Below are 14148 nucleotides of genomic sequence, written 5' to 3'. Positions count from 1 at the left end.
TTCTCCCTACTGACTGACCGGTGGTGTCTTTGTGAAAAGCACCATCGACTCCAAATGGCCGGTTTGCGGAAACATATCCAGCATGCGGACAGCATTCCGGTGATACCCGGCACCATGCAGAACCTGACTATCCCTTGCGAGTGTTGTGGGATTACAGGAAACATAAACGATGCGCTCAGGGGAAAGCGCAACAATATGCGGCATAATCTCAGCCGCCCCGGCACGTGCCGGATCCAGTAAAACTTTGTTAAACCCGGAAGCCGCCCACGGCTCCCCGGTAATATCCTGCGACAAATCCGCGTGATAAAATGCGGCATTCGCCAGATTATTGAGACGGGCATTCTCCCGTGCCGTGCGGACCAGCGCGTCCACGCCTTCCACCCCGACAACCTCACCGGCGCGTTCCGCCACCGGCAGCGTAAAATTACCCATCCCGCAGAAAAGATCTAACACGCGATCGTGTTTTGTCAGCTCCAACCAGTTCAGCGCCTGTGCCACCATCAGCTCATTCAGGGCACCGTTCACCTGGATAAAATCCTGCGGGCTGAACTGTAATGTTAACCCGGCTACCGCGTAATGCGGAGGATAAGGCGCACAAACTGCCACAGGCGCTGTACCGGCACTGCCTTGCAGATAAAGCGCGGTATTATGTTCAGCACAAAACGCCGTCAGTGCGGATAAATCCCCATCACTGAGCGGCGCCAGATGACGCAGCACCAGCAGCGGGCCGCTTTCGGTATCCGCCAGTTCCGCATGACCGAGTGCCGGGGCGGCGGCCAGAGACGACAGACAGCGCTGTAAGGGTACCAGCAATGCCTCCAGACGAGGAACCAGCACCGGACACTGTGTGACAGCGACTGTTGATTTGCTCTGCGCCTGACGGAATCCCATGGTCAGCTGTTTTGTTTTCGGGGAATACACCAGCGCCAGCCGCGCCCGGCGGCGGTAGCCGTACTCTTCCCCGCTCAGAACAGGAACCTCCCCGCACACCTCACCCGTTTCGCGGGTCAGCAGATACGCGAGATACGCCGCTTTGGTTTCCCGCTGCATGGCAACCGGAATATGCTGCTGCTGGCAGCCGCCGCACTGCCCGAAATGACGGCAGGCCGGTTTGCGGCGTGCCGGGCTATCAGACAGGCGTTTCACCACGCTGCCTTTGGCATAGTGGCGCTTTTCTTCCGTCAGCCTGATCTGCGCGGACTCACCCGGCATCAGATCCGGGATAAAAACAGTTTTTCCCTGAAGGCGGGCAATGCCCTGCCCGAGAGCATCGAGAGAGTCAGCGGTGACAGTGACAGTCCGGGACTGCCGCGGGGTCTGACGGGGCTGAGAATAAAATTGCGCCATAATGATAAAAAAACGTTGTCTGTGAGACCGGTGATTTTCCCATAAAGCAGCGTATTGACCAACGGATTCTTCGGGTACACTGCAAATAATACGTCATGAACCGGTAAAAAATGCGTGGCGCTGATTATACCATACTGCCGGATAGTGCCTCAGCACTATTTGTTAAAAGGATAAATGATATTTATCGTTACACATCAATGCTGCCGGTTTCATTATTTATCATGCCTGATACCGCACAACCCGCTGAATAATACGCAATATCAGCCGCTGATAAATAATAAATTTACATGAACTTACCGGTGCTGATTTTTTTGGCACAAAAAAAACCGTTATTTAAAAAATAACGGTTTCAGGCCGGTAACAATAAAAATCTATCCTGATATAACAATGTTACGCATTCAGATCCGGCCACAACCCGCCGAAATGCATTAACTCCCCGCTGACCAGAAAACGGGTGATCATGTCATCCGCAGGCGTGATTCTGTTTGCCAGCCGTTCGCTGAGTAACTGCAGCCGCCCCGCCTCATTCAGCAGGCCATGCTGCTCCAGCGCGCGCCGGGCCGCGTTCAGCAGTGTCTCAATCACGGTGGAAACAGTCAGGTCAGCAAACGGTTCACGGGCAATGGCATTAAAGCGGTCGTCCGGCTGCACACCGTAATTAAAGGCGATGGTATCATCCAGCACCAGCCCGAGGATCCACGCGCAGAATGCCCCCAGCAGCGCCGGGTCCGGAACCGCATCGAAGGCTTTGAATTCAATCCGCCCGTGCTCACCTTCATTACGTGCCGGATAGATAAAGTCATGCGGATACACCGCAGGGTTGGTCAGAAACCCTTTACAGGCCGGACGGTGACAACTGCGCAGTGCGGTACGGCGGGATAAACCGCCCCATAACTGCCCGTTTTCCAGCGGGCCGTTCAGAGAGAGCGCCACCAGATACGGCGCGAAAAAGGTCAGTTTTTCAACCGCATGCACGACACGGGTATCACTCATTTCCGGTACGGAAACATTGATATCCGGCCCGCAGGTCTGCATCACCAGATCCGCGTGGCGGAAAGCGGCATGCTCCTCACGAAATACTTTTTCCCACGCATTCAGCGGCGGATTAAACTGATAACGCGGCGAAACCGGATGATAAGCACTGATTGCCAGCCCCAGCCCGCACGCTTTCAGGCGCTCACTCAGGTGCACTTCAATGGTCTGCAGAGAATCCAGCGCCGCCGTCACCGATTCTGCCGGTGGCGTGCGGATTTCAATCCCTTTGATAACCTGGCCGGTGAGCTGACCTTCCGGCGAAAAACGCTCGTCGCCCTCAACATACCAGTAACCGGCTTTGATACCCGCATCCCCTTTATGCAGCGAGGCGTCATCCATCCCCGGGCGGTTATTCAGTGCAGGTGCCAGCTCTGACAGGGTAATATTATCAAAGGATCGAATACCGGCGGCACTTTTATTCCGGTACTGTGTCAGCCAATATTCAAATTCAATCCCGACCCGATACTCTTTTTGCATACGTGATGTAATCCCGGTTAATACTTTTAGTGCAACGGTATAGCCCTGAAATGCATTCAGGCTGCGACAATATAATGTACAGATCCGCTACCGAATACAGTGAATCTATTTCAGCAACACCTGCGGATTAATCGTAGCAACAATTCCGGTAATATTGAACCGGAATTGTCAGGTCATTTGTGCGAAAGGGCTGCCATTAATCAGCAGGTTACTGACAAACGGAAAAACGCCGGTATTCTTCGTAAGCGTAGTGATCGGTCATACCGCTGATATAATCCTGAATCAGCCTGGCGCGGTAATAAAATTCCAGGATGCTCTGCTCTTCCGGCGGTTTATCTGCCAGTGCGGCAACGGCTTCCCCGTAGGCCGCCCGCTGCTTGCGTGACAGCTTATGTAACAGCCGCGTTTCGATAAAATAGTGTTTGTGGAAGTTCTCACGGACCAGATCGGCGAAATCCGCCTGCGGCATCATTAACAGTGGCCGGTAAAAATCCAGCAGGCCGTTGATGATCCGGAACCCCTGTAATTCCAGCTCTTCCACTTCGTGATGGGTAAACACATACTTAAACGCGACCCGTTTCAGGGTCTTCAGCAAGCGGTGCTCTTCACTTTTATCTTCCAGCAGCGCCTGATTGTAAGTGCCCGCAAACACTGCAGGCAGGTGATCAATAAAGCGTTGCGCAGTGTACGGCACCAGTTTATTGGTGATATAAACCCGCAGATACATAAAAAACTGGTCCTGCGGGCTGCGGTGATGACTGCGGGTAAGCGACTGATAAGCCCGTTCCACCGTATCCCGGAACAGAGGGGAATCCGCTGAGCCTTCCAGAACCTGCCACTCCTGACGCAGATACGTCACCAGGGTATCCGGGGTCAGAATACCTTTCTCCACCGCATCATCCAGATCAGCAATGCAATACGAAATATCATCCGCCGCTTCCATAATATAACTGAGCGGGAAACGGCAGAATTCACCGAGCTGTAATTCATCACGCAGCCGCTGAATCAGCGTATTTTCAGACCAGTAATAACCCGGTTTCTTGGTGAGATAATCAAATTCCGCCGGCACCGGATCCAGCTGCCAGGCGGGACGGGTATATTTCAGCACACTGCCTATCTGGGCAAATGTCAGATTCAGTTTCAGCAGATGGTGTGCCATCCGCATTCCCTGGGCATTGCCCTCAAACTGACACAAATCCCGGCGCAGCTGACGGCGCAGATGATCTGCCTGCGGCGAACCGGTCAGGCGCAGTGCGGCAATCTGACAATTATCCTCATCTCCGGTCTGCGGCTCGCCCAGCAGGTTACTGAACCATTTCTGAATCGCCGCCTCCCCGAAATGCCCGAACGGCGGGTTGCCGATGTCATGCATCAGACACGCCATTTCAACCACACTTTCAAACGCATCCGTACGCTCATCCAGGCCGTATTCTTCCAGTTTTTGTGCTTGTTTCAGCTGACTGAGGATCGTTTTGGCAATATAACGCCCGACCTGCTGCACTTCCAGGGAGTGTGTGAGACGGCTGCGGACGGCGGAATTCTGCTCCAGCGGAAAGACCTGGGTTTTCTGTTGCAGACGACGGACAGCGGCAGAATTGATAATACGGCCGCGATCACTTTCAAATGCCTGATTCACCAGAAACTCTTGTGCGGATCCCGCCGCAGAAGCACCAAACTGGCGGTGAAAATTCAGCTTCTTTTTAAAATCAATAACCGGCACGTCGCCTCCGTCTTCTTATCCGCACGGGAAAAGACACCACCCGCCGGGATTCGGTGATAAACTGTTGCTAATCCGTTATTATGCAGTTCAATTTCTATTCAGGGAGTATGACATAATGAAAGTCGGTATCATAGGTGCGATGGAGCAGGAAGTAACCCTGCTGCGTGATCAGATTACCAACATGCAGACCCTCCGCCACGGCGGCTGCGAAATCTATACCGGTCAGATTAACGGTGTTGATGTTGCACTGCTCAAATCCGGTATCGGCAAAGTGGCGGCAGCGATCGGTACCACCCTGCTGCTGGAACTGTGCAAACCGGATGTGGTGATTAATACCGGTTCTGCCGGTGGCCTCGCGCCGCATCTGAATGTCGGCGATATTGTTGTCTCCTCGGAAGTCCGTTATCACGATGCGGATGTCACTGCCTTCGGTTATGAACTGGGCCAGATGGCACAATGTCCGCCGGCCTTTATTGCCGATGCCGGTCTTATCGCACTGACTGAAAAATGCATTCAGACCCTCGGCCTGAACGCGGTGCGCGGCCTGATTTGCAGCGGTGATGCCTTTATCAACGGCGCAGAGCCGCTGGCGCGTATCCGTGCCGCCTTCCCGTCAGTCGTGGCAGTAGAAATGGAATGTGCGGCTGTCGGCCACGTCTGCCATCAATATCAGGTACCGTTTGTGGTGGTTCGTGCAATTTCTGATGTGGCAGATAAAGCCTCGCATCTCAGTTTTGATGAGTTTCTGCCGCTGGCAGCAAAGCAGTCGTCTCTGATGGTGGCGGAAATCCTCGCCAATATTGATTCACTGAAATGATCAGACGATCATTGCGCTTCGCCGGTCTGCTGTTTCTGCTGGCATCCGCCGGAGCACAGGCTGCGGCACAGCGGGTGATCGCCCTCTCTCCGTCACTGGCGGAGATGGCCTATGCCGCCGGTCTGGGGGATAATCTGGTCGGTGTCAGTGCCAACGCGGATTACCCGCCGGAAGCGAAAAACATCGAGCAGGTGTCCAGCTGGCAGGGACTGAACCTTGAGCGCATTATTGCCCTGAAACCGGATCTGATCATGGCCTGGCGCGGCGGCAACCCGCAGCGCCCGCTGAGTCAGCTGGAACATCTCGGGATCAACGTCGAGTATTTTGATCCGCGCAACCTTGATGAGATTGCGGATGATCTGGATCGCCTCGCGCCTTACAGTCCGCAACCGGCACTGGCGGAAAAAGCGGCTGCTGATATGCGCAGCGGGATTGACGCCCTGAAAAACCGCTACGGCGATAAACCGGAAAAACAGATTTTTCTCCAGTTCGGCCAGAACCCGATTTTCACCGCGTCCGGTACCACCCTGCAAAGTGAAGTGGTGACACTGTGCCGCGGTAAAAACGTGTTTGCCGACAGCCCGGTGCCCTGGCCGCAGGTTAACCGCGAGCAGGTACTGACCCGCAGACCGGACATGATCCTTATCTCCGGGGATGACCGCGAAGTGGAGAATGTAAAGCGCTTCTGGTCTCCGCAGCTTGATGTGCCGGTGATTACGATTAATGCCGACTGGTTCCAGCGCGGTACCCCCCGGCTGTTAAAGGCGGCGGAAGAATTGTGTGAAAAAATAAATAACACCTGATATGAATATATCATGTTAATAATATGCCGCTTATTATGCGGTATATTCTCTTTTTTATTTTATTATATTTAATTCAGCTTTCTTTTGTCATTATTACTTATTCTTTCAGCGACTATTCTTATTCCGTAAACCCAAGAAGATTCCGATACCCGTCAGCGCCGGAGCAGGCGACAATGCCACAGACTGAATAAAGAAATGGACTGTAACGATGATTAAATACCTCAAAGGTGATTTACTGAGATCTGACGCTCAGGCGTTGGTCAATGCCGTTAATTGTCAGGGCATTATGGGAAAAGGAATTGCCTATCAGTTCAAACTGGATTATCCGGTAAATGCACGCGCCTATGAAGCCTTATGCAAAGAAAATAAAATAAGTGCTGGTCAGTTATCAGTAACGGATGAACGCGGCCGCATTATTATTAACTTCCCGACCCGGAATCAACCGGATTCCCCTTCCGGTTATGAATTTATCGAAAATGGTCTGCGCGAACTGAAAGCTCTGATTAAAAAGCAGGGACTGAAATCCGTGGCTATTCCGGCACTCGGCTGCGGCAGTGGCGGGCTGGAGTGGCGTCAGGTGGATAATCTGATCCAGACACATCTCGGTGAATTAACGGATACCGACATCATAATCTATCCGCCGGTCAAATATATTGATGACAGCATCAGCCCGCATCATGTGCTGGTCTGGTGGATTGATAACTGCCTGCTGATCCCGTCACGCTACAATCTTTATATTGCCCTGTATATTTTGCAGCGCCTGAACGGCATGACACTGTTTACATTCAGCGGCACCATCAGCAGGCTCTATTCCGATGATGTTGATCGCTATGTGAATGATCTGCGTGACCGGATTGCGCATTACGGTCTTGATTTTAATACCGTGATCGATGTGCAGATTAAGCTAAACCGTGAACACCCGGAAAACCCGCTGCCGGTCTTCGATCACTATCTCAACCGGGTCATGGGATCACTGAATCCGCTGACCTACAGTGATCAGTCTTTGCTGCTGGCAATGATGATTGACGGATTATTGCAGGGTAAGGGGATCAAAGAGATCACCACCATTCTGCGTGAGCGCTATCAGGCGCGGGATATTGATTTTGTATTGTTCCAGGCGAAAAACGGCGGCCTGCTGAAAGACAATATCTTAGGGGATGTCATTCTGACCCGCTGATAAAAAAATCCGGACGTGAAAGCGTCCGGATTTTTGTTTCGTACAACGCATTACGCGCCGAGTGAAAAGAACACCACACGCCCGACCGCTTCACCGGCAAATACACAGATGACCGCCAGAGCCATCATCAGTGTGCCGTGAGTGACCTGTGCATTTTTCTGACACAGCAGACGACCGGCAAAGAACATCCCCAGCCCGATCAGCACCACACGGATGATATTCAGGTTCAGCAGCCCTTCCGGCATAACACGCGGCGTCATCCCGGCGTAGATTGGCTCACCAATATTGCCGAGCAGTGATAATGCGCTCAGCAGCATCAGCAGCAGTCCGGTCACACCGGCGGCGAGGGAAATCTTCACCACACGCTGAATAAGCACATCCTCACGGGCAAAGCCCAGTGCCGTCACCAGCAGCAGACCGGCGATCATCCCGCCGGTCAGCAGCACTGTGCCGAAGAATCCGGCATAGGTAAACAGCCCGCCCCACAGGTTAAACAGGGTGTTCGCATACAGTGCGGACATGGCATACATATACACCAGCCCTGCCGCCGCACTTAACAGCAGCAGGAAGCCGTTCACCTTCTGTTTTAACAGCAGCAGCGCGACACTGAAGAACAGCAGCGCCATATAAATGGCGGTCGCCCAGACTTCACGGCTCATCCATGACGTCGAGACGTGCAGCATGGTGTAAAACATATGGAACGGATTCCCCATATGGAACAGGGAGCCGAGTAATCCGACACAGCCCAGCAGGAAAGAAGCAACCAGCGGAACACGCACCCACTTCATCGCAGTGCGGGCATCCGTACAGCCGAACAGACGGAAATAACAAAGTAACGTGATCACCAGACAGCCGACCGAAGCCTGCATAAATAAGGTGAATATAACAAGAGGCAGTTCATGCATGGTAATGCTCCTTATCCTTTGGTGCCGACAACCAGGTTCGGCCGGGTAATGGATGAGCTTGGCAGACCGCCGATATCGGCATTGGTGCCGTATTTTTTGCGCAGTTCGCTGATCAGACCGAACTCAATGGCGCGCATCGGACAGGAATCCACACACATCGGATTGCCGCCCTGCTCCCGCAGATCCAGACAGGTATCACACTTGGTCATCATGCCGATCGCCGGATCAAACTGCGGTGCTTCATACGGACAGGCCCAGGTACAGTAACGGCAGCCCACACACTTATCATGATCCACCAGCACCACCCCGTCCTCTTCCCGCTTATGCATCGCGGTTGTCGGGCAATGGCTGACGCACTGCGGATCGTCACAATGGTTGCAGGCAATGGAGAGATGCCAGCGGCGCGGGCGCGGATATTCCCCAGCCTCGATATCATACACCCGGCGGAAATTACGCCCGACCTCGAGATCGTTCTTATCCTTGCACGCCACAACACAGGTTTTGCACCCGATGCAGGCGGCGACATTTATATAAAATCCAACTTGGTTATCCATGTCTGTGCCCCTTATCCGATAATCCGCTGCGGCAGACGCGCATCGTCAGTTAATTGCTCACCGTGCCATTTTTCGATATTACACAGCATCGTGTTCCACCCGGAGGTACCCAGTCCGGTCGGTACCTGAATGGTCAGGGTGTTATCCGCCCCGGCCATATCAATCCCGGTGGTTTCATCCACATTGGTCCAGCTGCCGTGCGGCAGTGCAACCACGCCCGGTTTCATGGTCTGGGTCACCAGTGCCGGACGCAGAATTTTGCCCTGCGGGCTGGTCACAAGGACGGTTTCACCCTGTTTAATATCCAGACGTCTGGCATCGGAGGCATTAATGTAGATCGGGCTCGGCCACTGCTCGCGCAGCCACGGCACGTTATCAAGGGTACTGTGTGAACGACGCAGATAGTGCGGGTTATAAACCTGGAACGGATAATCCCCTTTCTCTTTTTTGCTGAAATCTTTAAAGCTGGCTTCATAACCACTGGCTGACGGGATGTATTCGGCAATCGGCGGTAATTCTGTCCAGCCGCATTCTTTCGCTTTCTCCACCAGGGTTTCGCAATAGATTTCAAACTTACCGCTCGGTGTCGGGCGCGGATTCGCCGCCGGATCGCGGATAAAGTCCTCATACGCGATATAACCGTAATTATCATCCGGGGTGCGCTCCACCTGATACTTCCCTTTGGTCAGGAATTCATTCAGGGTGATGCGCCCTTCCTGCGGCGTACCGGTTACCTGCCACTCATCAATATCCGCCTGAGTGATGGTAAACAGCGGCGCTTTGGTGACACCATCCTCAGTAATAATGGTTGCACCGTTGAGTTTATTGAAGAACTGCTGTTTTTCGGAGATCGGGAAGATCTCATCCACATTGACACCCAGGCGTTTACCCAGCTCTTTGGCGATCCACTGGTCGCTTTTCGCTTCATACAGCGGCGGAGTCACATTCACCGCAGCAATGATGACTTCACGGTTACTCGGGTTAAGAATGGTACCCTCGCGCTCCCACTCAGTTGTTACCGGCAGGATCACATCGGAATATTTTGCACAGGTATGCGGGACATACGCTGCGGTTGCAATAAATTCCACGCCGCTGCGGTAAGCCTCGATTCCCTGCATAATGTTGGCGCGGGTTTGTAAGGTGGCGTTAAACGGATGAAAAATCATCTGAATATTGGCATCCACATCCCCGACGCCGCGCTGACGGAATTTTTTCTCCAGCAGGGCGCGGTTCAGTTCGTTGTGGTTGATTTTCAGAGTGACCGGGTTTTTCACCGCCGGTAAGCCGTTCGCCCCGGCCATCACCAGACGGGTACCGTTGTTCCCGGCAGCATAGTGACAACACGCGCCGGTCATGCGGCCCGGGCGGCCCATGTGTCCGGTCATAAACCCGAGTGTTGAGAATGCCTGAACCCATCCCTCACCGTTATGAATACGTGCCGGTGCCCAGCCGGTTAACAGCGCCACGCGCTGTGTGCCGCCGATCTGACGCGCCAGTGAGCGGATGTCCGATGCGGAAATACCGCAGATATCCGCCGCCCATTCCGGCGTGGTTGGCTTGCCGGTGTAGGTGCCGAGCAGATAATCCTTAAAGTTTTTCTTCGGATCCGCCCCTGACGGCATATTGCTCTCATCAAAACCGACGGTGCAGCGGCGCAGGAATTCCCTGTCGATCAGCGGATTTTCCGGGCTGTCCATCTCCAGCAGCGCATGCATGATCCCCAGAGCAAGCGCGTGGTCTGTCCCCGGGTTGATCGGATACCAGTCCGCATCCATCAGCTCTGCGGTGGCGGTATAGCTCGGGTCGATACTGATAAAACGCGCCCCGGCTTTTTTCGCCTGATAATAGTTATAAGTCGGGCTGCCCGGGCTGGACCACGCCGGGTTCGCGCCCCACATCACAATCAGCTGTGAGTTGCGCATATCAAAACGGTCATTGGTGCCGAAGGTGTAGAATCCCTCCAGCAGCCCCAGATGGGCCGGGGTTTCAAACCATGCGCCCCAGGAGGTGGTGCCCCAGTCGCCGGTAAAACCCCCGGCGGCGGAGAACACACTCTGGAAATCTGTGCCGTTACCGCCGGTGACCCAGAGGGATTCATTGCCGTATTGTCCGGTGATGCGCTTGGTTTCGGAGGCCACAATATCCAGTGCCTCATCCCAGCTGATACGCACCCACTGGTCACGTCCGCGCAGGGTTTTGTCCCCGCCGCCCGGTGCCCAGTTTTTGCGTTTCATCGGGTATTTCAGGCGATCGGCTCCGAACACCTGTTTGCGCTGGGAACGACCGCGCAGACACCCGCGCTGCTGCGGGAAGTCAGGGGAATCCGCCACCACATCATCGGTTTTTTGTCTGACCACCACACCATCGGCCACCAGTGCTTTGTTAACACAGCGCCCGCCGCAGTTATGCCAGCAGGCGACAGGTTTCCACTGCCCTTTCGCGGCAGTCGCTGCCGCCGGAGTGGTTTGTGCCGGTGCCGGGGTGGCCGCGTGAAGTTGTCTGCTTAACGGCAGTGCCGCCATGGCGGATGCCGCCGACGTCCATTTCAGAAATGAACGGCGGGTTACGCCGGTTTTCTGTCTGTCTGACATTGCTCTTACCTCATCATCAGGTTTTTAAATTATTATTGTAAGTTTATTAATTCATTGATTTTTTTATAATCACTCCGGACAAAGACCTCCAGAAGTGAGCTGAGTTGCCGGTAAAATGCGGTTTCCGCATGATTATTCAGCTCACGGCAAAACGGCGTGATAAACGCCAGCAGATGTGCCTGCATAAAGTCAGAAGAAACCGCCAGCGGCGCAGTGATGCGCTCACACATCACCTGTTCATGGTCAAGCGCCTGTGACGCCTGTTCACTCAGCTTCCAGAGAAAATCAAGCTCATAGCCGATGTGATCTGCCGCCTCATACTCCGTTTCCGGCAGATGAAAACCGTTCTGCTGATAAAAGGTTTTCACATTCAGGGTACTTTCCTGAAACAGCAGTTTGTCGCGGGAGACATAAACCGACTCCCACGGCGGTGCAGGCGGCGATTCCGGCCCGATAAACAGGCGCGTGAAATCCCAGTGCAGCGCCTCAAAATCAGATGCCCCCTGTTTAAGCATGCGGGTATTCAGATCATCCTGCATGGCATCGAGTGCATTGCGCATGGCGGGTAGTGCGTCATCTGCCGGAAACAGTGACAATCCCTCATCACGCAGATAAACCAGCAGTTCAGCTGTCGGTTCGTCCGTCAGCAGACGGCGCAGGACGTCATAAGCAAACTGACGCGCATACAGATAATCCGGATCCCGGTCATCACTGTTCACACATACCTCCGTGGATATCGTCGGGCGAAAATTCAGCGGGCGTGGTGAGTTCAACCCGCACTTCTTTAATCAGGGGATTGCCCTGCTCATCGGCTTCCGCAATGTGGGATGTCAGCAGAACAGGCAGTTCAGGGATGTCTGCCAGGCGCATAATCGATTCAGGGTTGAATTGTAAAAAACCGTGCAGGAGATCTTCACGGAACGGAAGATCCGCCTTACGCAATGCAGCCGCAACAGCAGCACAGTCCTCACCGAACACTTTGGCGCTTTTGAAAAAGTAATCACGGGAAGAAAACAGGTAATACGGCTCCGCGCTGATAAAAGCATTGCTCTGATACACCTGGCCGGTGTGTTTGTTTTCCAGCGAGCAGTAATGGACACCAACGGAAAGCTGATTTTCGAGGGCAAACTTCAGCACCCGCAAACAAGCCAGTTCACTGTCTGCTACCGCCATCCCGCCGGCGTACCAGTAGTTGTAATAGACTTCATAAGGCGGATTTTTCAGGGCAAAGCCCCGTTCCTGATAGGCCGGGCTGTTGGTCAGCGGGAAACAGAATTCCAGCAGATTGATACCGTCCACGCCGATAGCATCCAGTTTCAGCAGCAAATCATGCATCTGCTCCTCACTGCCCGGGATCACCGGCATTTCCACCATCACATCGGGGAAAATCTCCCGTGCCAGCGCTATCCGGCTGAGAATCTTTTCAATTTTCTCCGGCGGATCATCAATTTTGATACTGAAACGCACCTCTTTCAGACCGGCTTTCGCCAGTGCCAGCGCGGTATTGCGATCCAGCGGATCACCGGCGGTGTACAGCCGGGTATGAACGCCGGGCAGTTTCGCCTGTACCGTTTCAAAAAAGCGGATACTCTCCTGACGAAACAGCAGCGGCTCACCACCGGTCAGCGCAATGTGGGTCAGCGGATAGCCCTCTTCGGCAATCGCACTCACTTCACCAATAGCATCCCGCATCTCATGCTGAAAACCGTCGTAATTTTCCTGATTCGGATTGAAGCAGAAATAACAGTCGCGGTGACATTTCAGGGATACAAACGTGGTGTAACTGCCCTCGCCGGTACGGCACTGCACACAGGCGGATGACAGCCAGCGGCTGTGGATGCTTTTGCCGTTGTTGGCAAACACCGCGCCCAGTGCTTTCACCTCACGGCGCAGTGCGTCCGTTTCGGCCTGACGCCGGTACGGCGATTCAAAAGGCAGCCCGTACTGTGCAATGGCCTGCTGCGTCTGTTTTTCAATCTCCAGATAACGCAGCACATACCGCTGTAATGCCGCATTATGTTGTAAAACCGGGGTCTGTTCTGTCAGCGGGTAAATCATGGCAGATTCCTTAACGTACTCGGCCGGAAACGATCCGGCGGGTATCACAGGCTGAGATAAAATAGTCCGGTATATCCCCGCATTTATTTTTCATATTTTCAGACGTGATGGATGTAAACAGGTCATATTTTTATATGTTCAGTGTAAATCAGTGAGATACAGACATATTGCGCGGGATCAAGATGAATCCAATTTAGCGATATAAATAACAATATATAACGATGGGTGCTATTAATCCTGACTGAACATAATAGCCGCCGGAATGTTTAAATAAAAAATCGTTATAAATCAAATAATAAATGAATTTTTTATTACTGCATAATCGTGATGAAAAAGCATGATATTTAATAAATAATGAATTTAAACCTTATCTGATAATAAGTGTATTCTGACTGAAAAGTGTTAAATAATATTTTTTTGTTTCATTTTATTAATTCATCAATTTATCTGACAAATAATACGGATATTCTCCCGGAATATAGCAACGCTGTCACTGCTTGCGAGTACCCTTTTTAGCCGGAGATCCCGGTTTTTACTGCAACGCGGAATAAAATCACATTACGTGACCGATTTTCCCTGCACAAGGCCGGATATAAACAATTATCCTCTTTTTCTTTATGGATACAGGCTACAGGTCATCACCCATTTTTCTTCAGCAATACTT

General features: G+C 52.9%; 11 protein-coding genes. 3 read left to right on the top strand and 8 right to left on the bottom strand.

From position 1 onward, the window contains the following. Window positions 1-6: 6 nt before the first annotated feature. From rlmD to dgt, 3 genes are all read right to left on the bottom strand, one after another. Entirely contained in the window at window positions 7-1347 is a 1341-nt protein-coding gene (gene rlmD, locus ACF8OF_RS04580; protein ID WP_392495863.1) for a 23S rRNA (uracil(1939)-C(5))-methyltransferase RlmD, read from the bottom strand. 390 nt (window positions 1348-1737) lie between these two features. After that, complete coding sequence (locus ACF8OF_RS04575; RefSeq protein WP_392495862.1) at window positions 1738-2859, bottom strand: glutamate-cysteine ligase family protein; 1122 nt, start codon at window positions 2857-2859, stop codon at window positions 1738-1740. Window positions 2860-3067: 208 nt separating this feature from the next. After that, complete coding sequence (gene dgt / locus ACF8OF_RS04570; RefSeq protein WP_392495861.1) at window positions 3068-4579, bottom strand: dGTPase; 1512 nt, start codon at window positions 4577-4579, stop codon at window positions 3068-3070. A 115-nt stretch (window positions 4580-4694) separates the two neighbouring features. On the opposite strand from dgt, the gene mtnN reads away from it, so the two are divergent. The 3 genes from mtnN (at window position 4695) to ACF8OF_RS04555 (ending at window position 7376) form a co-directional block, all read left to right on the top strand. Continuing rightward, the gene (mtnN, locus tag ACF8OF_RS04565; RefSeq protein ID WP_392495860.1) at window positions 4695-5396 is read left to right on the top strand and encodes a 5'-methylthioadenosine/S-adenosylhomocysteine nucleosidase; all 702 of its coding nucleotides are present in this window, start codon (window positions 4695-4697) and stop codon (window positions 5394-5396) included. Further along, complete coding sequence (gene btuF, locus ACF8OF_RS04560) at window positions 5393-6199, top strand: vitamin B12 ABC transporter substrate-binding protein BtuF (protein ID WP_392495859.1); 807 nt, start codon at window positions 5393-5395, stop codon at window positions 6197-6199. The genes mtnN and btuF overlap by 4 nt, the downstream gene beginning before the upstream one ends. A gap of 208 nt (window positions 6200-6407) precedes the next feature. Beyond that, a complete protein-coding gene (locus tag ACF8OF_RS04555; protein ID WP_274370211.1) occupies window positions 6408-7376 on the top strand; it encodes a macro domain-containing protein in 969 nt (322 codons plus the stop codon). Window positions 7377-7426: 50 nt separating this feature from the next. Here ACF8OF_RS04555 and ACF8OF_RS04550 read toward each other — a convergent pair whose 3' ends face one another. The 5 genes from ACF8OF_RS04550 to ACF8OF_RS04530 are packed head-to-tail and all read right to left on the bottom strand — an operon-like array spanning window position 7427 to window position 13484. After that, a complete protein-coding gene (locus ACF8OF_RS04550; protein ID WP_392495857.1) occupies window positions 7427-8281 on the bottom strand; it encodes a dimethyl sulfoxide reductase anchor subunit family protein in 855 nt (284 codons plus the stop codon). Window positions 8282-8292: 11 nt separating this feature from the next. Further along, window positions 8293-8835: a DMSO/selenate family reductase complex B subunit gene (locus ACF8OF_RS04545; RefSeq protein WP_004235968.1), complete on the bottom strand. Its 543-nt coding sequence runs from the start codon at window positions 8833-8835 to the stop codon at window positions 8293-8295. Between the two features lie 11 nt (window positions 8836-8846). Next, complete coding sequence (locus tag ACF8OF_RS04540) at window positions 8847-11426, bottom strand: molybdopterin-dependent oxidoreductase (RefSeq protein ID WP_392495855.1); 2580 nt, start codon at window positions 11424-11426, stop codon at window positions 8847-8849. A 32-nt stretch (window positions 11427-11458) separates the two neighbouring features. Then, window positions 11459-12145 (bottom strand): molecular chaperone TorD family protein, encoded by a 687-nt coding sequence (locus tag ACF8OF_RS04535; RefSeq protein WP_262858923.1) that lies wholly within the window; start codon window positions 12143-12145, stop codon window positions 11459-11461. Next, complete coding sequence (locus ACF8OF_RS04530; protein ID WP_392495853.1) at window positions 12135-13484, bottom strand: radical SAM protein; 1350 nt, start codon at window positions 13482-13484, stop codon at window positions 12135-12137. The genes ACF8OF_RS04535 and ACF8OF_RS04530 overlap by 11 nt, the downstream gene beginning before the upstream one ends. Window positions 13485-14148 lie beyond the last annotated feature (664 nt).

Source organism: Morganella sp. TYF_1 (assembly GCF_043105645.1).
GTDB lineage: Bacteria > Pseudomonadota > Gammaproteobacteria > Enterobacterales > Enterobacteriaceae > Morganella > Morganella morganii_B.
This window is presented reverse-complemented; position numbering and strand designations above follow the sequence as displayed.

Coding starts and splice junctions, on each gene's coding strand:
- ACF8OF_RS04575 (WP_392495862.1), bottom strand. CDS start 2,859: ATGCAAAAAGAGTATCGGGTCGGGATTGAATTTGAATATTGGCTGACA.
- mtnN (WP_392495860.1), top strand. CDS start 4,695: ATGAAAGTCGGTATCATAGGTGCGATGGAGCAGGAAGTAACCCTGCTG.
- btuF (WP_392495859.1), top strand. CDS start 5,393: ATGATCAGACGATCATTGCGCTTCGCCGGTCTGCTGTTTCTGCTGGCA.
- ACF8OF_RS04530 (WP_392495853.1), bottom strand. CDS start 13,484: ATGATTTACCCGCTGACAGAACAGACCCCGGTTTTACAACATAATGCG.
- rlmD (WP_392495863.1), bottom strand. CDS start 1,347: ATGGCGCAATTTTATTCTCAGCCCCGTCAGACCCCGCGGCAGTCCCGG.
- ACF8OF_RS04550 (WP_392495857.1), bottom strand. CDS start 8,281: ATGCATGAACTGCCTCTTGTTATATTCACCTTATTTATGCAGGCTTCG.
- ACF8OF_RS04545 (WP_004235968.1), bottom strand. CDS start 8,835: ATGGATAACCAAGTTGGATTTTATATAAATGTCGCCGCCTGCATCGGG.
- ACF8OF_RS04555 (WP_274370211.1), top strand. CDS start 6,408: ATGATTAAATACCTCAAAGGTGATTTACTGAGATCTGACGCTCAGGCG.
- ACF8OF_RS04540 (WP_392495855.1), bottom strand. CDS start 11,426: ATGTCAGACAGACAGAAAACCGGCGTAACCCGCCGTTCATTTCTGAAA.